Source organism: Bacillus sp. JJ675 (assembly GCF_036963165.1).
Classification (GTDB): domain Bacteria; phylum Bacillota; class Bacilli; order Bacillales; family Bacillaceae; genus Bacillus; species Bacillus glycinifermentans.
Map to the genome: position 1 here is coordinate 1 of NZ_JBALMR010000052.1, position 21,087 is coordinate 21,087.

22 protein-coding genes, 1 pseudogene and 1 riboswitch are annotated in these 21,087 nt (G+C 46.0%); of the genes and pseudogenes, 22 read left to right on the forward strand and 1 reads right to left on the reverse strand.

Annotated elements, in window-relative coordinates:
• Positions 1 to 544 precede the first annotated feature (544 nt).
• From V7126_RS14160 to V7126_RS14185, 6 genes are all read left to right on the forward strand, one after another.
• Entirely contained in the window at positions 545 to 889 is a 345-nt protein-coding gene (locus V7126_RS14160) for a hypothetical protein (RefSeq protein ID WP_046129824.1), read from the forward strand.
• 101 nt (positions 890 to 990) lie between these two features.
• Positions 991 to 1,140, forward strand: a riboswitch (FMN riboswitch).
• A 117-nt stretch (positions 1,141 to 1,257) separates the two neighbouring features.
• Positions 1,258 to 2,346, forward strand: coding sequence for a bifunctional diaminohydroxyphosphoribosylaminopyrimidine deaminase/5-amino-6-(5-phosphoribosylamino)uracil reductase RibD (ribD, locus tag V7126_RS14165; RefSeq protein WP_046129825.1), 1,089 nt, complete (start codon positions 1,258 to 1,260; stop codon positions 2,344 to 2,346).
• A gap of 11 nt (positions 2,347 to 2,357) precedes the next feature.
• Positions 2,358 to 3,005 (forward strand): riboflavin synthase, encoded by a 648-nt coding sequence (gene ribE, locus V7126_RS14170; RefSeq protein WP_175077297.1) that lies wholly within the window; start codon positions 2,358 to 2,360, stop codon positions 3,003 to 3,005.
• A 19-nt stretch (positions 3,006 to 3,024) separates the two neighbouring features.
• Positions 3,025 to 4,221 carry a bifunctional 3,4-dihydroxy-2-butanone-4-phosphate synthase/GTP cyclohydrolase II gene (locus V7126_RS14175; protein ID WP_046129827.1) on the forward strand — a complete coding sequence of 399 codons (1,197 nt, stop codon included), beginning with the start codon at positions 3,025 to 3,027 and terminating at the stop codon, positions 4,219 to 4,221.
• Between the two features lie 34 nt (positions 4,222 to 4,255).
• Complete coding sequence (gene ribH / locus V7126_RS14180; protein ID WP_046129828.1) at positions 4,256 to 4,720, forward strand: 6,7-dimethyl-8-ribityllumazine synthase; 465 nt, start codon at positions 4,256 to 4,258, stop codon at positions 4,718 to 4,720.
• 102 nt (positions 4,721 to 4,822) lie between these two features.
• Positions 4,823 to 5,197: a GNAT family N-acetyltransferase gene (locus tag V7126_RS14185; RefSeq protein ID WP_046129829.1), complete on the forward strand. Its 375-nt coding sequence runs from the start codon at positions 4,823 to 4,825 to the stop codon at positions 5,195 to 5,197.
• 14 nt (positions 5,198 to 5,211) lie between these two features.
• On the opposite strand, the gene V7126_RS14190 is transcribed toward V7126_RS14185, so the two are convergent.
• Positions 5,212 to 5,736: a DUF309 domain-containing protein gene (locus V7126_RS14190; protein WP_175077298.1), complete on the reverse strand. Its 525-nt coding sequence runs from the start codon at positions 5,734 to 5,736 to the stop codon at positions 5,212 to 5,214.
• A 355-nt stretch (positions 5,737 to 6,091) separates the two neighbouring features.
• Here V7126_RS14190 and V7126_RS14195 point away from each other — a divergent pair, with 355 nt between their 5' ends.
• The 16 genes and pseudogenes from V7126_RS14195 to V7126_RS14270 all read left to right on the forward strand — a co-directional run bounded on the left by V7126_RS14195 (position 6,092) and on the right by V7126_RS14270 (position 21,068).
• Positions 6,092 to 6,853 (forward strand): segregation/condensation protein A, encoded by a 762-nt coding sequence (locus tag V7126_RS14195; protein ID WP_175077313.1) that lies wholly within the window; start codon positions 6,092 to 6,094, stop codon positions 6,851 to 6,853.
• Positions 6,843 to 7,436 carry an SMC-Scp complex subunit ScpB gene (scpB, locus tag V7126_RS14200; RefSeq protein WP_046129832.1) on the forward strand — a complete coding sequence of 198 codons (594 nt, stop codon included), beginning with the start codon at positions 6,843 to 6,845 and terminating at the stop codon, positions 7,434 to 7,436. The genes V7126_RS14195 and scpB overlap by 11 nt, the downstream gene beginning before the upstream one ends.
• Before the next feature lie 102 nt (positions 7,437 to 7,538).
• Complete coding sequence (locus tag V7126_RS14205) at positions 7,539 to 8,027, forward strand: YpuI family protein (RefSeq protein ID WP_046129833.1); 489 nt, start codon at positions 7,539 to 7,541, stop codon at positions 8,025 to 8,027.
• Positions 8,028 to 8,140: 113 nt separating this feature from the next.
• Entirely contained in the window at positions 8,141 to 9,292 is a 1,152-nt protein-coding gene (locus V7126_RS14210; RefSeq protein ID WP_216899603.1) for a D-alanyl-D-alanine carboxypeptidase family protein, read from the forward strand.
• Positions 9,280 to 9,867, forward strand: a complete 588-nt coding sequence (locus tag V7126_RS14215; protein WP_046129835.1) for a nucleoside recognition domain-containing protein — start codon at positions 9,280 to 9,282, stop codon at positions 9,865 to 9,867. The genes V7126_RS14210 and V7126_RS14215 overlap by 13 nt, the downstream gene beginning before the upstream one ends.
• A gap of 4 nt (positions 9,868 to 9,871) precedes the next feature.
• Positions 9,872 to 10,408 carry a spore maturation protein gene (locus tag V7126_RS14220; protein ID WP_046129836.1) on the forward strand — a complete coding sequence of 179 codons (537 nt, stop codon included), beginning with the start codon at positions 9,872 to 9,874 and terminating at the stop codon, positions 10,406 to 10,408.
• A 162-nt stretch (positions 10,409 to 10,570) separates the two neighbouring features.
• Positions 10,571 to 11,305 carry a 23S rRNA pseudouridine(2605) synthase RluB gene (rluB, locus tag V7126_RS14225; RefSeq protein ID WP_175077301.1) on the forward strand — a complete coding sequence of 245 codons (735 nt, stop codon included), beginning with the start codon at positions 10,571 to 10,573 and terminating at the stop codon, positions 11,303 to 11,305.
• 85 nt (positions 11,306 to 11,390) lie between these two features.
• Positions 11,391 to 11,927 (forward strand): thiol-disulfide oxidoreductase ResA, encoded by a 537-nt coding sequence (gene resA, locus V7126_RS14230; RefSeq protein ID WP_175077314.1) that lies wholly within the window; start codon positions 11,391 to 11,393, stop codon positions 11,925 to 11,927.
• A complete protein-coding gene (gene resB, locus V7126_RS14235) occupies positions 11,927 to 13,567 on the forward strand; it encodes a cytochrome c biogenesis protein ResB (protein ID WP_175077302.1) in 1,641 nt (546 codons plus the stop codon). Before resA ends, resB begins: the two co-directional genes overlap by 1 nt.
• 12 nt (positions 13,568 to 13,579) lie before the next feature.
• Positions 13,580 to 14,755 (forward strand): c-type cytochrome biogenesis protein CcsB, encoded by a 1,176-nt coding sequence (gene ccsB, locus V7126_RS14240; RefSeq protein WP_175077303.1) that lies wholly within the window; start codon positions 13,580 to 13,582, stop codon positions 14,753 to 14,755.
• Between the two features lie 145 nt (positions 14,756 to 14,900).
• Entirely contained in the window at positions 14,901 to 15,623 is a 723-nt protein-coding gene (locus tag V7126_RS14245) for a response regulator transcription factor (protein ID WP_046129841.1), read from the forward strand.
• Positions 15,620 to 17,401: an ATP-binding protein gene (locus V7126_RS14250; protein WP_046129842.1), complete on the forward strand. Its 1,782-nt coding sequence runs from the start codon at positions 15,620 to 15,622 to the stop codon at positions 17,399 to 17,401. The genes V7126_RS14245 and V7126_RS14250 overlap by 4 nt, the downstream gene beginning before the upstream one ends.
• Positions 17,402 to 17,949: 548 nt before the next feature.
• Positions 17,950 to 18,191: pseudogene (locus tag V7126_RS14255) on the forward strand (LytR family transcriptional regulator); the annotation flags it as partial.
• Positions 18,192 to 18,470: 279 nt separating this feature from the next.
• Positions 18,471 to 19,055, forward strand: a complete 585-nt coding sequence (sigX, locus tag V7126_RS14260) for an RNA polymerase sigma factor SigX (protein WP_046129843.1) — start codon at positions 18,471 to 18,473, stop codon at positions 19,053 to 19,055.
• Positions 18,991 to 20,115: a hypothetical protein gene (locus V7126_RS14265; RefSeq protein WP_046129844.1), complete on the forward strand. Its 1,125-nt coding sequence runs from the start codon at positions 18,991 to 18,993 to the stop codon at positions 20,113 to 20,115. The genes sigX and V7126_RS14265 overlap by 65 nt, the downstream gene beginning before the upstream one ends.
• Positions 20,116 to 20,246: 131 nt before the next feature.
• On the forward strand, positions 20,247 to 21,068 hold the full coding sequence (locus tag V7126_RS14270; RefSeq protein ID WP_046129845.1) for a M23 family metallopeptidase: 822 nt from the start codon (positions 20,247 to 20,249) through the stop codon (positions 21,066 to 21,068).
• The last annotated feature ends 19 nt before the right edge of the window (positions 21,069 to 21,087 follow it).

A 21,087-nucleotide genomic window follows, 5' to 3' on the forward strand; every position in this document is an offset into this window, starting at 1 on the left:
CTATGAGGGGATCATATCAAAGTCAGGGATCTTTTTTATTTTTTGAAACAAATAACCGAAACACTCGTATATTGTTAGAAGAAACCGTATGATGTGTATGTATAGATCAAAACGAAAAGTGAGAAACGATACAGGTTTTTGGTTTCGATTAAATCACTAGGTCTTTTGACATATTTAGATGCCGGGAAAAGGAGGCCGTTTCTGATGAATAAGAAAAGATCTTGAAAAGATTGCCGGCAGTCTTCAAAAAAGGAACTGTTCTATACACAGCGGGAATTAAGCCGTTTATTTTCGTTATTTGATTGGAAATTATATCGTCTTTTTGTCGTGATTTTCATCTTGTTTCACCATGCGCCCCTGAAAACAGAATGTATATTCGTAGGTTATTAGGAGTATTTCGAGGGAAAATGAAACGATTCGGCTTCATTTTGCGTTATACTTAAAAACTACGTATTTTTCCGTCTGAAACGAATATGTTTTGATTTCATCAATTGAAGGGGAAAAACATATAGATAGTTCAGAACGTGTTCTGGAGGTTTTGACCATGGGGAAAATAAGAGTCAAGCTTACAATCCTGCTTATTTTGGCGGCTGTCCTGGCAGGAGGCTTTTATTATTTAAAAAACGGAAGCATGAAAGATGTTTCGACGGCGCTCAGCCAAACGGTTTCGTCTGAAGAAAAAAACTATACCGTTTACGAATATAAAATCACTAAGATCGATGGAACGGAGTATCAAGGAATTTCGGATAACGGCACAAAAATTATCTTCAATTCGAAAAATCTTGATCAAAATCTGTCCGACATTAAAGAAGGAGACAAAGTAAAGGCTTACTTCAGCAATGCCAACAGAATCGACGGGTTGATCAGAGTCGTCAAAGTCACAAATTAACTCCCCTTGCCGCAAGGGGAGTTTTTATTTTGCAGAGCTGTTTTCATTGCAATTTGAATTTTCTGTGGCTATAATACGCATAAGGACAAGAAAATATCGATTGTATCCTTCGGGGCTGGGTGGAAATCCCGACCGGCGGTAGTAAAGCGATGACGCTTTAGAGCCCGTGACCCGCTTTTGCTTACATGCAGGCGGTGGATTCAGTGAAAAGCTGAAGCCGACAGTGAAAGTCTGGATGGGAGAAGGATGAAGAAAACTATGTAAAAAAACTGTACCGCATAGTTTTATTTCTCATGCATGAAAATCAGACCCCGGAACGAATATTCCGGGGTTTTTTGTGTAAAGCTAAAAAGAAGGGAGGGAATACGATGACGGATGAGCACTATATGAATCTCGCATTAGAGCTTGCAAAGCAGGGCGAGGGCCAGACGCGCGCAAATCCGCTGGTCGGAGCGGTCGTCGTCAAAGACGGACAGATCGTCGGAATGGGCGCCCATTTAAAATACGGTGAAGCGCATGCCGAGGTGCATGCCATTCAAATGGCGGGCCGGCATGCCGAGGGAGCGGTGATATACGTCACGCTTGAACCGTGCAGCCATTACGGGAAAACGCCGCCTTGCGCTGAGCTGATTATTCGCTCAGGTTTGAAGAGAGCAGTTGTTGCAGCCGAAGACCCGAATCCCCTTGTATCGGGAAGGGGAATCAGCATGCTTAAAGAAGCGGGGATCGAAGTCACAACAGGCGTTCTCAAAGAACAGGCGGAAGAGTTGAATGAAAAATTCATGCATTTTATGCGGACGGGAATGCCGTATGTCACCCTGAAAGCCGCGGTTAGCCTCGACGGCAAAACAGCCACGGCCACCGGTGACAGCAAATGGATCACCTCAGAAGAAGCCAGGCTGGATGCACACGCGTACCGGAAAAATCATCAAAGCATTTTAGTCGGCGTAGGCACCATCAAAGCGGATGACCCGAGTCTGACATGCCGCCTGCCCGGTACGGCACATCAGCCGGTCCGTGTAATCCTTGACACGAATTTGACGATCCCGCCTGCAGCGAAAGTCATTCATGACAAAGCAGCGCCTACTTGGATTTATGCAGGCGCCAATGCCGATCCCGAAACCGTCCGGTCTCTGGAAGACAAAGGCGTTCGGGTCACTGTGCTGGACACGGAGACGATTTCCGTGCGCGATGTGCTTTTGCACCTGGCGGAAAACGGCATCACGTCGGTGTATGTCGAAGGAGGATCAACCGTTCACGCAAGCTTTGTCAAAGAAAGGCTTTATCAAGAAATCATCTTCTATCTTGCCCCGAAATTAATCGGAGGGCTCTCTTCTCCCAGCGCCATCTCCGGTGAAGGCTTTCAATCGATGAAAGATGTCCCCTTATTACGATTCACATCCATAACCAAAATCGGCCGGGATTTGAAACTTTCGGCAAAACCTTTAACAGAATAGGGTGGTGACCCATGTTTACAGGCATCATTGAAGAAATCGGAACCATCAAAGACATGAGAAAGATCGGAAACGCCATGTCTTTAGTCATTGCATCGAGGAAGGTGACCGAGGATGTCAAGCTTGGTGACAGCATTGCGGTCAACGGAGTCTGCCTGACCGTCACCGGCTACAAAAAAGATCAGTTCACAGCAGATGTCATGCTTGAAACGCTGAAAGCAACATCGCTCGGCGCTTTAAAAATCGGAAGCTCCGTCAATCTTGAAAGAGCCATGGCGGCAAACGGCCGCTTCGGCGGGCATATGGTGTCTGGGCATGTTGACGGCACAGCTTCCATCGTAAGGATAGAAAAAGCGGAAAACTCCATATACTATGATTTAAAACTGGACCCCGCGCTTGCCAAAATGCTCGTTTTGAAAGGCTCAATCGCAGTTGACGGCGTAAGTTTGACGATATTCGGATTAACGGACGATGAGGTTACGGTTTCGCTCATTCCGCATACGCTCGACGAAACGATTTTTTCCGAAAAAAAGGTCGGGAGCATCGTCAATGTTGAGTGCGACATGATCGGCAAATACATCTACCGGTTTCTCCATCGGACAAATGAAGAAAAACAGACGAAAACAATCACCGAAACGTTTTTAAAGGAAAACGGGTTTTAAACGAAAGGAGGAGCGGCTTATGTTTCATACAATTGATGAGGCCATACACGATCTGAAACAGGGTAAAGTCATCATCGTCGTCGATGATGAAGACAGAGAGAATGAAGGCGATTTCGTCGCGCTGGCTGAATACGCGACACCGGAGGTAATCAACTTTATGGCGACTTGCGGCAGAGGGTTGATCTGTGCGCCGCTCAATGAAGAGATCGCTTCAAGGCTCGATCTGCATCCGATGGTGGACGAGAATACCGACTCCCACCACACCGCTTTTACGGTCAGCGTCGATCACCGCGATACAAAGACGGGAATCAGCGCCCAGGAACGGTCATTGACCGTAAAAGCCCTTATCGACAGACACGGGCGTCCCGAAGATTTTAAAAGACCCGGCCATATCTTCCCGCTGATTGCGAAAAAAGGCGGGGTATTAAAAAGAGCGGGGCACACGGAAGCAGCGGTCGACCTTGCCGAGGCATGCGGTTCCGTACCGGCAGGCGTCATTTGTGAAATCATGAATGAAGACGGGACGATGGCAAGGGTTCCCGAATTGAAAAAAATCGCCGATCAGCACGGCTTGAAAATGATTACGATTAAAGATTTAATCAAGTACCGCTATAGCAGGGGAACGCTGATCAACCGCGAAGTAAGCATTACGCTTCCGTCCGATTTCGGGACGTTCAAGGTGTTCGGCTACACGAACGACATCGATCAAAAAGAGCATATCGCCCTTGTAAAAGGCGATGTCCCGTTTGACGATGAGCCGGTGACAGTCCGCGTTCATTCAGAGTGCCTGACAGGCGATGTGTTCGGTTCGCACCGCTGTGACTGCGGTCCGCAGCTTGCCGCAGCGCTTTCGCAAATTGAAAAGGAAGGGCGCGGCGTGCTCGTTTACTTAAGACAGGAAGGGCGAGGCATCGGCCTGATCAATAAGCTGAAGGCGTACAAGCTTCAGGAAGAAGGATACGACACGGTCCAGGCGAACGAACAGCTCGGTTTTCTGCCCGATTTAAGAAATTACGGAATCGGCGCCCAAATTCTGAGGGATCTCGGCGTGAAAAACATGAAGCTTTTGACGAACAACCCGAGAAAAATCGCAGGGCTTGAAGGATACGGCTTGACGATTGCTGACAGAATACCGTTGCAGATGGAAATGAAGAAAGATAACGAAAACTATTTGAAAACGAAAAAAACAAAATTAGGGCATTTGCTTCATTTTTAATATAAAAACATTCACAAAAAAGGACGGGATTCATATGAATAAAATTGAAGGCCATGTAATTGGAACAGATTTGAAAATCGGTATCGTTGTTTCAAGATTCAATGATTTTATTACGAGCAAACTGTTAAGCGGGGCGGAAGATACGCTGATAAGACACGGGGTTAAATCAGAGGACATTGATGTTGCTTGGGTTCCCGGCGCATTTGAGATTCCATTGATCGCAAAAAAAATGGCTGAAACGAAAAAGTACGACGCCGTGATCACGCTTGGAACGGTGATCAGAGGTGCGACAAGTCATTATGATTATGTGTGCAACGAAGCGGCAAAGGGAATTGCGCAGAGCAGCATGTCAACGGGCGTTCCGGTGATCTTCGGCGTGCTGACGACAGATACGATCGAACAGGCTGTTGAACGGGCTGGAACAAAAGCCGGAAACAAGGGCGCCGAAGCCGCCGCAGCGGCGATTGAGATGGCGAACCTGACCCGGTCGCTTCATTAATTCCCGAAAAAGAGTTTAAAAAGGTTATAAAAATGTTTATAATGTGATGTGAAGCGACCAGCCTTCGTTAAGATCCACATTTTGATATATTGAGGGGTATTTATGTTAATTCGTTATAAAAAGTCATTCGAAAAGATTGCGATGGGTCTCCTTTCGTTCATGCCGAATGAGAAGGACGTCAAGCAGCTTCAGCAGACAATGAAAGACTATGAAACGGACACTGACAGACAGCTGTTCCTCTGGAAGGAAGACGAGGACATTGTCGGCTGTGTAGGGGTTGAAAAAAAAGATGAAGAAGTTGAAATCAAGCATATCAGTGTCAATCCGTCTCACCGTCACCAAGGAATCGGCAAAAAGATGGTTTCCGCCCTTTCACAAATGTTTGAACCTAAACCGCTGGTTCCGAATGAATTAACAAAAGGATTCTTTAAACGCTGTCAGGATCACGAAAATGAAGACATCACATACAACAAATGAGCAGAGGCGATTCATTAGCCTCTGCTCTTTTTTCGCCGTGCGATTTCCTTCTCCCTTTCAGCAAACACTTCTGTCCGGTCTCTCAGCCTGTGTTTATGAATTAGGAAATCATCCGTCATTCGGCTGTTTTGCCCCCAATGATAGGATTTCCGCCCGCACTCTCTCAGGCAGGCTTCGATCAGCGCTTCATCTGTGATGGGGAGCATGATGCTTTCGTAAGGCGAACGTGCTTCTATATGCTGAAGAGTCTCCCGCAGAAGGCTGACCAAGCGCTCATGATCTAAGCCGAGAGACTCGACTGCAGCTTTTTCGGCTTCAAGAATACGGAGGCTGTTTGCCATCAGCCTCTCCGCTCCTGTGAAATTGTTTCTCCGCTGATGATAGAGGGCGACGGCAAGCTGAATCAAGCCGACCCAATATATTTTCCGTTTTCCCGGAGGATCCTTTTTCCAATGCTCCTCCAAAATTTCATGGCACTCAAAATAATCCCTCGCGCCATGAAACTCGGTTAAGTAATCGATATAGCTTTCAGGATACATCTGACATCCTCCTTTTACCCTTCCATTCAAGTGTATCACAGAGAAGAGACGGAGGAAAAATCACGCCTGCACCCCGGCAGATGAAAAGCATGAGCGAACGGAATTAACAGATCCAGACGCTCCAACAGAATGACAATCAAAGCGAATCCTCCGCCGCAGGCGTTGGCTCCCGTGCTGTTTTCTCCTATTCCATCAACGATTTTACACGGTTATTCTATGTGTGTTTATCTCAATCTGTATAGACAGAAGCCGTCGTTTCTTAAATTATATTGGACTTCATGCAGACGCGTAATTTATACTTAAGGGTAGCCAGTTTGAAGCCGGCTTAGAAGCGATTTGAAAATGGTGAGAAATGATCATGGAATATCAGGTGAAGATCGAGGCGTTTGAAGGACCTTTAGATTTGCTTTTGCACTTAATCAACCGGCTCGAAATCGACATATATGACATACCTGTTGCGAAGATAACCGAGCAATATTTATTATATGTGCACACGATGCGCGAGCTTGAGCTTGACGTGGCAAGCGAGTATTTGGTGATGGCCGCCACTCTTCTCAGCATTAAAAGCCGGATGCTTCTCCCGAAACAGGAGGAGGAACTGTTTGATGAAGAGATGATGCTGGAAGAAGAAGAGGATCCGAGAGACGAATTAATCGAAAAATTGATAGAGTATAGAAAATATAAAAGCGCTGCACAGACTTTAAAAGAGCGCGAAGAGGAGAGGCAAAAATCGTTTGCCAAACCTCCGAGCGATTTAAGCGAATACGCCAAGGAAGTCAAATTAAGCGAACAGAAGCTCTCTGTTACGGTATACGACATGCTCGGCGCGTTTCAAAAGGTGCTGAACCGAAAAAAAATCAGCCGTCCTTCGGAAACGAGAATTTCCAGGCAGGAGATTCCGATCGAAGAACGGATGACCCAGATTGTCGAATGCTTGAAATCGTCGGGGAAAAGAATGCACTTTATGGAATTGTTCCCTTTCGAACAAAAACAGCATTTGGTGGTGACATTTTTAGCGATTTTGGAGCTGATGAAAAATCAGCTGATCATTATTGAACAGGAACGCAATTTTTCCGATATTTACATAACAGGGAGTGAAGCGATTCATGACGCTTGATATCGTGAATTGGAAGGCTATCGTTGAAGCTTTGCTGTATGCGGCGGGAGACGAGGGACTCACCAAAAAACAGCTGCTGTCCGTGTTGGAGGTTGATGAAACCGAACTTCGGGATATCATGCTGGACGTCAAAGAAAGCTACGAAAAAGAAGACAGAGGCATAGAGCTTGTCGAATACGCAGATACGTACATGCTTTCAACAAAAAAAGACTTTGCCGTCTATTTAAAAAAATTGATCGAAGCCCCGTCAAAAGGACTTTCCCAGGCAGCCCTCGAGGTGCTGGCGATCGTTTCCTACAAACAGCCGATTACACGAGCCGAAATAGAAGACATCAGAGGAGTCAAATCAGAACGGATTCTTCAAAGTCTTGTCGCAAAAGCGCTTTTGTGCGAAGTCGGACGTGCGGATGGTCCCGGCCGGGCGATTTTATACGGAACGACCGAGACGTTTCTTGAGCAGTTTGGCTTAAAAGCGATCGAGGAGCTTCCACCTCTGCCTGAAAACGTCGAAGAAGACGGGGTTCAGGAAGAAGCCGATTTGTTTTTTGAGAATTTCAATCAAACGTTTGAAGATATAAAATAGATTCACGTTATGTCCGAAGTATGATAATATATATTATCGTATTTTTTATGTTTATTTGAATACGATTGTAACAAAGCAATGAGGGGAAGGTTGCCGACAACAATGGAACATTCAATGGCAAGAGCCCAAACCGAACAGGCGCAAAAATTTTTATCACAGGCCGTTCAGGCGTTGAGCGCATTTTTAAATGATACAACGCTCGCATCATTGGAAAAGGAAGAGCCGGGGCGAGGTGATTATTACCGCGAGATCCTCAGCAATTTAAGGAGGCTTTCGGTTTACTGTGAAGAAGGGCTTGAGGCCTGCCGCATCAGGCTGCAGCAGGAGCCTTTTCAGGATGCTGCTGCCGAAAGGATGCTCTATCAGATTTATCATCGATGCATAGAAGAATTTTTTACGCCGAAAAAAGATACGTGGTACGAAGACTCTAGAGCAGCGTATACGGGGAAAAACGCCATTCGCTTTCGCGAACCGGCACCAGCCTCATTAAAGAATTTGATGGCTTCTCTTGAAACCGGATATCAATCGATGAGAGAAGAATTGGAATACTACGGGACGGACTATCGGATGAAAATGGTTCAATCCAGATAAAAAGAAACTCTCCCTTTGCGGGGGAGTTTTTTTGCGGAAATCGGACAATTGATGTTCATAACTGTAAGACAAGCGCATAAACTTGTACAAACCACAGGCAAGGACGTGAGAAAATGCGCTTTCTAAAACGAGCTGCAGCAGTGTTCATCACGTTTTCTCTTTTTTTCTCTTCGCATCAAAACAGTAAAGCAGAGCCCTTCATCGATGTCAGCGCAAAAAGCGCGATTATCATCGACGGGAACTCCGGAAGGGTGCTATTTGCAAAGGATGAGCATACAAAACGGCGCATTGCCAGCATCACGAAAATCATGACAGCCATTTTAGCGATAGAGTCGGGAAAAATGGAGGAGACGGTAACGGTCAGTGACAGAGCGGTCCGGACTGAAGGGTCTTCCATCTATTTAACAAGCGGGCAAAAGGTAAAGCTCAAAGACCTCGTATACGGTTTGATGCTGAGGTCCGGAAACGATGCGGCCGTTGCGATCGCCGAGCATATCGGCGGAAGCCTGGAAGGTTTCGTCTATATGATGAATCAAAAAGCGGCAGACCTCGGCATGGAAAACACCGTTTTTCATAACCCGCACGGACTTGATGACCATAAAGATCATTATTCAACCGCTTACGATATGGCGCTTTTAACGAAATACGCGATGACGAATAAGACGTATCGGAAGATCGCAGGCACGAAACGGTATAAAGCGGAAACGATGCAAGGCATCTGGAAAAACAAAAATAAGCTCCTGACCGGTCTTTACCGGTACAGCACCGGAGGCAAGACGGGCTATACAAAGCTTGCGAAACGGACGCTCGTATCAACCTCATCCAAAGACGGAACAGATCTGATCGCCGTCACGATAAACGCACCGGACGATTGGAACGATCACATCGCGATGTTCAACTATGTGCACGATCATTATAAAACCTATGTACTCGCCAAAAAAGGCGACATCCCCGAACTGAAGGATACGTTTTACGGAACGAAAGCATTCATTAAAAGGGATGTTACATATTTGTTGAATGATGATGAAAAAGAAGACGTGAAGATCGAGACAAAGCTTCTTGAGCCGAAAAAGAAGTGGCGGAAAGACAAACGGGCGATTCCGGACATCGTCGGCGAAATGAATGTGAAGCTGGGCGGAGAAACGATCGCAAAACTGCCGGTTTATTACGAAAACGAGCGGAACAAAAAACCGAAAAAATCGTTTATGGAAACCTTTCAATCCGTATTTAAAAAAGTCGCGGGCGGTCCGTCATGGTCAATATAATCTGGGTAGCTTTAACCGTTATCGGCCTTGTTTTCGCGCTTATAAACGGAACGGTTCAGGAAGTCAATGAGGCCGTCTTCAAAGGTGCTAAAGAGGCGGTCACGATCGCGATCGGACTGATGAGCGTCTTGGTATTTTGGCTGGGGCTGATGAAAATAGCCGAACAAGCGGGGCTTCTCGAAAAATTCAGCCGCATGTGCCGGCCGTTCATCTCGAAGCTGTTTCCGGAGATTCCCCCGGATCATCCGGCGATGGGGTACATTTTATCGAATTTAATGGCCAATTTTTTCGGGTTGGGAAACGCGGCGACGCCGCTCGGCATTAAAGCGATGGAACAGATGAAATCGCTGAACCAAAACCGGTCTGAGGCAAGCCGCTCGATGATTACGTTTTTAGCGGTGAATACTTCAAGCATCACCCTCATTCCGACGACGGTGATCGCCGTAAGAATGACGTATGACGCAAAAGCGCCGACAGATATCGTCGGTCCGACGATTTTAGCCACGCTCATTTCAGGAATCTTCGCCATCATCATCGACAGGTATTTTTATTATCGAAGAAACAAAAAGGGGTGAGCATTTGGAGTTCATCAATTGGCTTTCTTTAGCCCTTATTCCGTTTATCATCGCCTCGATTCTTTTATATGGCACGTGGAAAAAAGTCCCGACGTATGAGGCCTTTGTCGAAGGGGGAAAAGAAGGAATCCAAATCGCGTTTTCCATCATCCCGTACCTGGTCGGAATGCTTGTTGCGATCACGGTCTTCCGGGCTTCCGGAGCGCTCGATTTTTTTATGGATCTCTTAAAGCCCGTTTTTTCAGCCATCGGAATTCCGACGGAGGTCGTGCCGCTTGCTTTGATCCGGCCGATATCGGGGACGGCCGCTCTTGGCATGACGACCGATTTAATCGCTGTCCACGGACCGGACTCTTTTATCGGCCGGCTTGCTTCCGTGATGCAGGGATCGACGGATACGACCCTATACGTCCTGACCGTCTATTTCGGAGCGGTTGGAATCAAAAAAATGGGGGATGCTTTAAAGGTGGGACTGCTTGCCGATTTAGCGGGGATCATCGCATCCATCATCATCGTGACGCTACTGTTTGGAAGCGCCTGAAAAAGGGCGCTTTTTTTTCTTTGTTAAAACCGTTTTACTTTTTGCGTAAGAAAGGATACATTTAAGTGCGGAAGCTGTGCTTTTTAAGACATGCTGCCTGCACAAAAGGCATGCTTGTTTGTTCGTTTGGAAAAAAGTAAGATAATACATGAGGTGAAAGATATGGAACGACTTCAAAAAGTAATCGCTCACGCCGGAATTGCGTCGAGAAGAAAAGCGGAAGAGCTGATAAAAGAAGGAAGAGTGACCGTCAATGGCAAAACGGTCAGAGAGCTCGGCACCAAAGTGACAAGCTCAGACCGCATTGAAGTGAACGGAATCCAGCTGGAAAGCGAAGAACCCGTTTATTTTCTCTTTTATAAGCCGAGAGGCGTGATTTCAGCGGTCAAAGATGATAAAGGCCGGAAAGTGGTAACCGACTTTTTTCAAGAGATCCCGCAGCGCATCTATCCGATCGGGCGTCTTGATTATGATACGAGCGGACTGCTCCTTTTAACAAATGACGGCGAATTCGCCAACAAGCTCATGCATCCGAAATATGAGATCGATAAAACGTATGTGGCAAAACTAAAAGGAATTCCCGAAAAAGAACACTTAAAAAAACTGGAGCGCGGCATCCGGCTTGAAGAAGGCAAAACCGCTCCTGCAAAGGTCAAGCTGCTGTCCATCGACAAGAAAAAACAGACAAGCATCGTCCAGATCACGATTCATGAGGGGCGAAACCGCCAAGTCCGCAGGATGTTTGATGCGATCGGCCATGAAGTGCTGAAGCTGAAAAGGGAAGAATATGCTTTTTTAAACCTGCAAGGCTTAAAAACGGGAGAAAAGAGAGAGCTGACGCCTCATGAAGTGAAACGGCTCAGAGCAATGGCGGAGCACGGGAAACACGCTTTCTAAATTTTCACACAACCTTCAAAAAAGGAAAAATGTGTGTCAGTTTAGAGGTGCTATAATAGTACTGAGTGTCTAAATGAGGGGGCGGATTATGAAAAAAAAGCGTTTTTACATTCGGACAGTCATCCTTCTTGTGCTGCTGGCTGCGCTTGGCTATACGCTATACAGCGCTGTATTCGATGATAAAGAGAGCGTAGCGGCAGGAGAGAAGGCTCCCAACTTTTCGCTTGAGGATGTTAACGGCAACCGTCTGAAACTGAGTGATCTCAAAGGCAAAGGGGTGTTTTTAAACTTCTGGGGAACATGGTGTGAGCCGTGCAAAAAGGAATTTCCATATATGGCGAACCAATATAAGGAGTTCAAAGATCAAGGGGTTGAAATCGTCGCAGTAAACGTCGGGGAATCAAATCTGGCCGTCCGTAACTTTATGAACGAATACGGGGTCAATTTTCCGGTCGTCCTTGATAAAGACAGGCAGGTTTTGGATGCTTATGATGTCACGCCGCTTCCGACTACATTTTTGATCAATCCGGACGGAAAGATCCTAAAGGTTGTGACAGGCACTATGACAGAGAGCATGATCCATGATTATATGAATATGATAAAACCTGAGAGGTCTTCATGATGAAAGAAATCAAATGCGAGTGCGGGCATGTGAATCCGCTTGGGACCGTTTTGTGCGAATCGTGCGGAAAGCCGCTGCAAAAGCAGGATGCAAAATTGCTGGACATGCGGTATGACGGGAGCGCGAGACGTTCACAAACGTATAACAAAACGATCGTCGATAAAATCTGGAACTTCTTTTCCTCTGTAAAGGTAGGCGTCTGGCTGATCGTCATTACCTTGACGGCATCGGCTTTCGGAACGATTTTTCCGCAGGAGATATTTTTGCCGCCGGGAGCGCAGGCTGATACATATTATAAGGAACAATACGGACTGATTGGACAAATCTATTATACTCTAGGATTTCATAATCTATACGGTTCCTGGTGGTTTATTATTCTGGTCGCCTCAATCGGCGTATCATTGGTCATCTGCAGCCTTGACCGGGTTGTCCCGTTATACAGGGCCCTGAAAAATCAGGGGGTCACCCGAAACCCGAACTTTATGGAGAGACAGAGGCTGTTCAGCCGGACGGAAACGGAGCTTTCCGAAAAAGTCAGAACGGACATCATCGAGAAATTGAAAAAAAAGCGCTACCGGGTAAAAGAGGAAAACGGCAATCTGTTTGCCGAAAAAGGCCGCTTTTCGAGATGGGGGCCATACGTCAATCATATCGGGCTGATCATTTTCCTCATCGGCGTCATGCTCCGCTTTGTTCCGGGCATGTACGTCGACGAAAATCTCTGGATCAGAGAAGGGGAAACCGCTCCGATCCCTGGAACAGACGGGCAGTATTATTTGAAAAGCAACAAGTTTACGAAGGAAATGTACAACAGCGAAAATGAGAAAAAGGTATTTTCAGAGGCTATCAACAAAGCGGGAGACGGGATGGTCGCCAAATCGTATCAAACCGATGTCGAGCTGTATGAAAGAAAAGACAGCAGTCTGCCCGGCGAATCGCCAAAGTTAAAAAAGGTGAAAAACGGCAAAATCAAAGTCAATGAGCCGCTGAAATTCGGTTCTTATGCACTTTATCAGCTCACCTACAAAGAAGGCGAGCTTAGCAAAATGGTGTTTCAGCTGATCGAAAAAGACACGGGGAAATCGTTCGGGAAGGTGTCAATCGATCTGTTCGAACCGAAGCAGGACTATGATCTTGGCAACGGTTACAAAGTGCATCTGGCAAGCTATCTTCCGGACTTTTATTTCAATAAAGACGGAGAGCCGAGCACAAAAACGAGAAACCCGAACAATCCGGCTTTTGTTTTCCAGATCAGCGCTCCTGACAAGCCCGGCGGGGAGAAAAGCTTTGTGGCGATTCAGGAGACGATAGAAGGATCTAAAGACAACAAATATAAAATGAAATTTGACCATGTAGAAACAAAGAACCTGTCGGGTCTGACGGTCAGAAAAGATTTGACGCTGTGGGTATTGATGGTCGGCGGCGCAATCTTTATGATCGGGGTCATTCAAGGAATGTACTGGCACCACAGGCGGATTTGGCTGCGTTCGATAGACGGGGATGTGCTCGTCGCCGGCCACACGAACAAAAACTGGTACGGACTGAAAAAAGATCTGCAGGCCGTACTGGCCGATACGGGAATATCCGAACCGGCTGATCAAAAAGAACTGTTCAAAGAAGAAAATAAACGGCCAGCATAGGGAGGGGTTTTCATGGCAGAGCTCAGCGGGAATTTATTGTACGCGGCATTTCTTTTGTATCTGGCTGCGGTCTTCTTTTTTGGGGGCTCGATCAGAAGCAAAACATCCGCGCCGAAAAAAAAGAATCGATGGGCGTCGATCGCCGTCTTGATTACGATCTCAGGATTTGTATGCCAACTCGGTTATTTTATCGCGAGATGGATCGTGTCCGGTCATGCGCCGGTCAGCAACCTCTTTGAATTTACAACAGCTTTCAGCATGATGCTCGTTTTGGCGTTCATCATCATCTATTTTATTTACAAGTTATCAGCTTTAGGGTTGTTTACGCTCCCTGTCGTGCTGCTTTTAATCGCATACGCCAGCATGTTCCCGACCGATATTACACCGCTGATTCCGTCCTTGCAAAGCAGGTGGCTGTACATTCACGTAACGACGGCAGCGCTTGGTCAGGCGATTCTTGCGGTCAGTTTTGTCGCAAGCGTCATTTTTCTGCTCAAGCATGTGGATCAGTCGAATCCCGGCAGAAAAACGTTCTGGCTCGAATTCGTAATGTTTATGCTTGTTGCCACCCTGGCGTTTATCCTTGTGACAAGTGCATTCAGAATCGGCGGCTATGAGGCAAAGTTTAAGTGGATAAACAAAGAGAATGTAGAAGAAACGATGGTCTATGAGCTTCCGCCGCTTATCGGACCGAACAAAGGCGAGCTGTTGACAGAGGGGAAAATGGAGCCGATCGTCAATGTTCCGCCGATATTTTCCGGCAGGAAATTAAATACCGTCCTCTGGTCGTTTGCTGTAGGAATCTTGCTTTACGGCGCCATCAGACTGATCGCGAGAAAACGGATCAGCGCGCTCCTTCAGCCGCTGGTGAAAAACGTCAACCTTGATCTCGTCGATGAAATCGGCTATCGGTCGGTATCGATCGGCTTTCCGGTTTTCACGTTGGGCGCGCTCATTTTTGCGATGATTTGGGCGCAGATTGCCTGGACCAGATTCTGGGGCTGGGACCCGAAGGAAGTATGGGCGCTCATTACCTTTCTGTTTTATGCCGCCTATCTGCATCTCAGGCTTTCAAGAGGATGGCACGGAGAAAAATCAGCCTGGCTCGCTGTCATCGGTTTTGCCATCATTATGTTTAATCTTATTTTTGTAAACCTGGTGATCGCAGGTCTGCATTCCTACGCATGATCCCTCGTGTTAAGGAGGTTCGGGATCATCCTTGAACCTCCGGTATTTTTAGGCGTTCAAACGTTGGAAAGCAAATCTCACTTGGATTACAGCAGCTTTTCTACTAAAATGAATGTAAGAAGATTCAATTTCGGGAGGTTTACCGATGGAACAGACAAAAGAGACAAAAATATTAGTAGTAGATGATGAGGCAAGAATCAGACGTCTATTAAAAATGTATCTCGAAAGGGAAAACTACAAAATTGAAGAAGCCGAGAACGGAGATGAAGCCATCGATAAAGCTCTTGGCCAGCATTACGACTTGATCTTGCTTGATTTGATGATGCCGGGTACGGACGGCATTGAAGTATGCCGTCAAATTCGCGATAAAAAAGCAACGCCGATCATCATGCTGACGGCGAAAGGGGAAGAAGCCAACCGGGTGCAGGGCTTTGAAGTCGGAACGGATGACTATATCGTGAAACCGTTCAGCCCGCGGGAAGTCGTGCTGAGGGTTAAAGCGCTTCTTAGGAGATCATCGCAAACCTCTTATCTCAATACGGATACGACGGCAAAAAATGTGCTTGTTTTTAACCATCTGTCAATTGATCATGACGCCCACCGGGTCATGGCGGACGGAACCGAAGTCAGCCTGACGCCTAAGGAATACGAGCTTCTCTACTTTTTGGCGAAAACGCCTGACAAAGTATACGATCGGGAAAAGCTGCTGAAGGAAGTTTGGCAGTACGAGTTTTTCGGGGATTTAAGAACGGTAGATACTCATGTCAAACGTTTACGTGAAAAGCTGAACAAAGTCTCTCCGAAAGCGGCCAAAAAAATCGTGACGGTCTGGGGTGTCGGTTACAAATTTGAGGTCGGAAACGAATGAAGTTTTGGAAAAGCGTCGTTGGTAAACTATGGTTTACCATCCTTCTCTTAGTCTCATTAGTTCTGATTATTTTAACCTTTTTTCTGCTTGAATTTATCGAAAACTATCATGTCCAGGAAGCCGAGGCGGATTTGACGAAGCTCGCCAACAAAGTGGCTGTCATTATTGAAAACCATGACGATCAGAAAGTCGCCAGATCGATCACCTGGGAGCTTGCTGACGAGATGACAGCGATCGCCATCATTAAAAACGAGAACGAATATTGGTATTCGCCGAATCAGGATAAAAAGCTGTCTTCCATTACGCTGAAGGAGATCAAAGGCGACCCTGATTTAAGCCGCGCGCTCGCCAATCATGAAAAGGTGCAAAAAAGGCTGTCCTTGAAAAACCAGAAGAACGACCAGCTGATCGTCGGCGTGCCTTATGGAAAAGGGAAGGGTGAAGGGATGGTGTTTCTTTCCCAGTCGCTTCTCGCGGTCAAGGATACGACAGAACATACGACAAGATATGTTCTCTTTGCCGCTGCGATCGCCATCGTGTTAACGACGTTCTTCGCTTTCTTCCTGTCAAGCCGGGTCACCTATCCGCTCAGAAAAATGCGGGAAGGCGCTCAGGACCTGGCAAAAGGAAAATTTGATACGAAAATCCCGATCTTAACACAGGATGAAATCGGGGAACTGGCCATCGCTTTTAACCAGATGGGACGTCAGCTTAAATTCCACATTACGGCTTTGAATCAGGAAAAAGAACAATTGTCAAATATTTTAAGCAGTATGGCTGACGGGGTCATCACCATCAACATCGACGGAACGATCCTTGTTACAAACCCTCCTGCCGAACGGTTTTTGCAGGCATGGTATTATGAGCAGCACATGAATGTAAAGGAGGGGGATGAACTTCCTCCTGAAGCGCGGGAGCTGTTCCAAAACACCGTCAGCACGGAAAAAGAGCAAATGATCGAAATGACGCTGCAGGGAAGAACGTGGGTGCTGTTAATGAGCCCGCTCTACAATCAGTCCCATGTGCGCGGAGCGGTTGCCGTTCTGCGGGACATGACCGAGGAAAGGCGGCTCGATAAGCTGAGAAAAGACTTTATCGCCAACGTCAGCCACGAATTGAGGACGCCGATCTCAATGCTCCAAGGATACAGCGAAGCGATCGTCGATGATATTGCGAGTTCCGAGGAAGAGAAAAAGGAAATTGCCCAGGTCATTTATGACGAATCGCTGAGGATGGGGAGGCTTGTCAACGATCTGCTCGACCTCGCAAGAATGGAAGCAGGGCATATTTCATTAAACGTTGAAAACGTGGATCTCCGGGAGTTTTTCGAAAGGGTGTTCAGAAAGTTTTACGGCGTAGCCGCAGAAAAAGAGATCAGCCTTACCCATCACCTGGATTTGCACGAAGCCAAATTCATGTTTGATCCGGATAAAATGGAGCAGGTGCTGACCAATTTAATTGATAACGCCATCCGTCACACCAATCCAAACGGGAACGTCCACGTTGATGTCCAATCCGTCGAAAGCGGCTTGAAAGTCGCCGTGAAAGACTCGGGCAGCGGCATTCCCGAGGAAGATCTGCCGTTTATTTTCGAGCGTTTTTATAAAGCGGATAAAGCGAGAACGAGAGGAAAAGGCGGAACAGGCCTCGGACTTGCCATCGTCAAAAATATTGTCGATGCCCATAACGGTTCGATCACCGTCCACAGCAAGCTGAACGAAGGCACGGCATTTACGTTCTACATTCCAAGAAAAAAGAAAGATGCTGGCCAAATTTGACGAAGAATATTGTTCCATAAGAAACAGAGAGCACCTGTTCATCCAGAACAGGTGCTCAGTCATTCGGAAGCAAACCATGCAATTTGATGGAAAAGTAACTTCCCCATAATGGACGTATAGAACCTAGGTTGAGAGTTAGAACCAGGAAGCAGCATGTTAGTCATCAAAAGCATAAATGCCTGTTTGTTAACTCGGGCGGAAAAACATTTAATCTAGCAATACTGAATGCAGGGGAATTGTTGCAGAGACCGTAGATGTCCAACAGTTTCCGGCGGAAAGAATATAGGAAAGTACTTGGAGAATTGTTCGGATAAACGAAGCAAAAACATATGCCGGTGGGGTCACTAATGAATTTATCATAGTGAAGACGGTCATGAAACTAAAATAATAAATATCTAACAAATTTAAATTGTTGAGTAATGAGCTGTAATATATACATAAGAGATATCTAGATAAATATAAAGCATGAGACAGGGAATGATGATTTTTTGTGGATAAAATCAGAATACTGCTTATTGAAGATGATGAACCGATTGCCCTGCCTTCATAAGGGATTAACAAACTATTAAGAGATTTTAACTGCATTAGAAAAAAACGTAAAAACGAACTTGACGCTGGACAACATGATCGATATCAAAGCTCTTATAAAGAAGCTGCTAAGGATATTAAACAATTCGAAATTGAAGGTGAAGATAAAAAAATTGATGGCTTATGGTTCCATGTTGTAACCGACGAAAAGAGAAAGGAGATCTCGAAAAAGCTTCGCCGGCAATTGAACTTAAAATCATAGCACGATGAAAATCAGTCAATCTCAGGAAGAATTAACCTTATTTGCTGTCAAGATCAACAACGCCGTCCGCAAGAACAAAAGCCTAATTGAAGGGCGGTTGTAATCGTTGGCACCTGTTCATTTAGAGCAGGTGCTTTTATAATGTGGTATAGTTAAATTTTAGTTTAACTTTAGGGAAATTCCCTTCCCATTTTCATATTTTCGTAATATAGTTGTAATAGTTGTAATGTAACTTTTTATGATTGACAAACGACAATAAATTGAACGGAGGGGTTTCAAGTGGAAGAAACCTTTCAGAAAATATATGATACATATCACCAAGATTTATTTCAGTTTTTATTTTATATGGTAAAAGACAAAAGCCAGGCTGAAGATTTAGTCCAGGAAGTCTATATCCGCGTTCTGCATTCGTATGAAACATTTGAAGGCAGAAGCAGCGAAAAAACATGGCTTCTTTCAATCGCAAGGCATGTCGCCATCGATTGGTTCAGAAAACAGCAGACGATCCGCCAGCGGATCATGGGGACGTTTGACTGGGAGAAGCAGGATGTAAAAGACCGGCAACCCTTGCCTGAGGACATTTTGATGCAGAATGAAAATCTTAATGAAATCTTTAAAGCGCTTGATAAATGTACATTGGATCAACGATCTGTCATCGTGCTTCGGTTTATTCAAGGGTATTCGATTGCAGAAACAGCCCAAGCTTTACATTTTTCTGAAAGCAAGGTGAAAACGACTCAGCATCGCGGTCTGAAGGTACTTCGCAAACAGATGGAGCTTTTGAAGGAGGAGCAAAGGAATGAAGAAGTCAGAATGGAACGAAGAACGGCTAAAGATGTTACTAAGCCAACTTCCAACGGTTAAGGATGATCGTTCACCGTATCAAATCTATCAAAAGCTGCTTCACGCACAGCCGAAAAAAACTCCCTCAAAAAAACGGTTCGGGGCATTTGCTGCATCAGTTTGCGTTCTCTTTCTTCTTATGCTGATAACTCCTCAATTGGTTGACCAGACAAAGCAAAACGGTGAAAATCCTGACATTGCTTCCGGCAGCCAAAGCAAAGTGGAAGCTAAGCATAAGGAAACGAAGACGGCTGCCGACCGGTCTGAACCCGCAAATACATATGTCGTTCCAAGCGATCAAAAAGACAACTATATCACCTTTGCATTTCCCGATGATTCGAAGTCGGTCGTCGTGCCGGTCAGCATTAGGAAAAAAGCCGGCATGAAGACGGTTGAAGACGCGCTCAACGAATACGCCCGGCTTGATGCCGATCAGTTTGAGCCATTGGACACATCTTATTTTCAACATGTGACATTCAGTGAGCAAACGGAAAGCCACTCGGTCACCCTGCAAGTGAATAAGGACATTTCCGGAATCTCCACGGACGATTTCGAGCTGATGAAAGAAGTGATTAATGAAACCTTTAAATGGGGTTCCTGCGACACTGTTCAGTTTGTCTCAAACGGCGAACCGGGCGTTACTATTGATTCATACGGACTTCTTATGGATCTGTCAATCGAGCAGAAGACCAAAAGGGGCTATTTCCTATATGAAGATTCTGACGGTGAGCAGTTTCTTGTGCCGTCACGCGAATCGTATCAAAGTATAAATGAAGCGATCAGCCAGATGCAGCACGGAGAAAGCGGCTCTCATATCAAATCCATTTTATCGGGCGACCGTGCGATTCAGGCTGTTGAAGAAAACGGAAAAGAGCTGATCATTCGTTTTTCACCGTCTGCGGACATTCAAAATCAATCCGATGATATTTTAATGCTGGAAGGCCTGCTCCTGACGGCAAAAGATTTCGGCTATACAAAAGTAAAATTTACGAATGCGAACACCGATAAGATCGGCAGCTATGATTTGACAAAATCGATTCCCGTTCCGTACGCGCCGAACCCGATTACGATAAAAGGCTGAAAAAGAGACTCTGATGAGGAGTCTCTTTTTTGATGAATAAAATGTATAAAATACCGTCATTTGGAATTATACTAAGCTGTCGTAAAAGAAAGCTAAAACAGCCGGCACCATCAGAGGAGGATTCAGAACACTTGAAACCGTTCAGATACCTATTTTGCGTATTACTGATCACATGGCCTTGCATCGCGGTTCCGTCTGCATCGGCAACTAAAAGCAGTTGGACCGAACCGATTAAAGGGGAAATAACGGATAAGTTCGGCACAAGGGGCGGCAAACACAAGGGACTCGACATCGCGGCTCCTGAGGGAGAAATGGTGGTAGCTGCCGCAGATGGAACCGTAAGTAAATCGTATGCATCGAACTCATACGGCCAAGTCATTTTCATCAAACATGACAACGGGTATGAAACCGTCTATGCCCATTTGAACAAACGGCTAAAGAAAAAAGGTGACCGCGTGAAAAAAGGAGAGGAAATCGGAATCATCGGAAATACCGGAATATCGACGGGAACGCATCTTCACTTTGAAATCCATCAAGGCGCTTGGACTGAGAATAAGAAAAACGCGATTAACCCGCTGACCGTATACAGCGAGGAGGCGTTCCGTCCGAGTTCGGTTCATGTAAATAAAGGAAGCGCTGAGACAAAAAGCGAGATCACCGTTCGTAAAGGGGACACGCTATGGAAGATCAGCCGGGAAAACGGGTTATCCGTCGAGAAAATGATGGAGATGAACGGCCTTGCAAACCCGAATATTTACGCCGGTCAGACGTTGCGTCTCGACGAAAGCCGGGAAAAGCAGCGCACTTATATTGTTCAAAAAGGTGATACGCTTTACCGCATTGCCGAAAAAATGGGCGTGACCGCCGGAGCAATTCAAGAGTGGAACGGACTGAAAGGGGAGACCATCTACCCGCAGCAGCCGCTCCTTATCAGGGTGGACCGTTCGTCGTAAAAAAACGGAACCCTGATTG

What these genes read in the sequence shown, in the direction of transcription:
- V7126_RS14160 (WP_046129824.1), top strand. Translation starts at nt 545, where the DNA reads ATGGGGAAAATAAGAGTCAAGCTTACAATCCTGCTTATTTTGGCGGCT.
- ribD (WP_046129825.1), top strand. Translation starts at nt 1,258, where the DNA reads ATGACGGATGAGCACTATATGAATCTCGCATTAGAGCTTGCAAAGCAG.
- ribE (WP_175077297.1), top strand. Translation starts at nt 2,358, where the DNA reads ATGTTTACAGGCATCATTGAAGAAATCGGAACCATCAAAGACATGAGA.
- V7126_RS14175 (WP_046129827.1), top strand. Translation starts at nt 3,025, where the DNA reads ATGTTTCATACAATTGATGAGGCCATACACGATCTGAAACAGGGTAAA.
- ribH (WP_046129828.1), top strand. Translation starts at nt 4,256, where the DNA reads ATGAATAAAATTGAAGGCCATGTAATTGGAACAGATTTGAAAATCGGT.
- V7126_RS14185 (WP_046129829.1), top strand. Translation starts at nt 4,823, where the DNA reads ATGTTAATTCGTTATAAAAAGTCATTCGAAAAGATTGCGATGGGTCTC.
- V7126_RS14190 (WP_175077298.1), bottom strand. Translation starts at nt 5,736, where the DNA reads ATGTATCCTGAAAGCTATATCGATTACTTAACCGAGTTTCATGGCGCG.
- scpB (WP_046129832.1), top strand. Translation starts at nt 6,843, where the DNA reads ATGACGCTTGATATCGTGAATTGGAAGGCTATCGTTGAAGCTTTGCTG.
- V7126_RS14205 (WP_046129833.1), top strand. Translation starts at nt 7,539, where the DNA reads ATGGAACATTCAATGGCAAGAGCCCAAACCGAACAGGCGCAAAAATTT.
- V7126_RS14210 (WP_216899603.1), top strand. Translation starts at nt 8,141, where the DNA reads ATGCGCTTTCTAAAACGAGCTGCAGCAGTGTTCATCACGTTTTCTCTT.
- V7126_RS14215 (WP_046129835.1), top strand. Translation starts at nt 9,280, where the DNA reads ATGGTCAATATAATCTGGGTAGCTTTAACCGTTATCGGCCTTGTTTTC.
- rluB (WP_175077301.1), top strand. Translation starts at nt 10,571, where the DNA reads ATGGAACGACTTCAAAAAGTAATCGCTCACGCCGGAATTGCGTCGAGA.
- resB (WP_175077302.1), top strand. Translation starts at nt 11,927, where the DNA reads ATGAAAGAAATCAAATGCGAGTGCGGGCATGTGAATCCGCTTGGGACC.
- ccsB (WP_175077303.1), top strand. Translation starts at nt 13,580, where the DNA reads ATGGCAGAGCTCAGCGGGAATTTATTGTACGCGGCATTTCTTTTGTAT.
- V7126_RS14245 (WP_046129841.1), top strand. Translation starts at nt 14,901, where the DNA reads ATGGAACAGACAAAAGAGACAAAAATATTAGTAGTAGATGATGAGGCA.
- V7126_RS14250 (WP_046129842.1), top strand. Translation starts at nt 15,620, where the DNA reads ATGAAGTTTTGGAAAAGCGTCGTTGGTAAACTATGGTTTACCATCCTT.
- V7126_RS14265 (WP_046129844.1), top strand. Translation starts at nt 18,991, where the DNA reads ATGAAGAAGTCAGAATGGAACGAAGAACGGCTAAAGATGTTACTAAGC.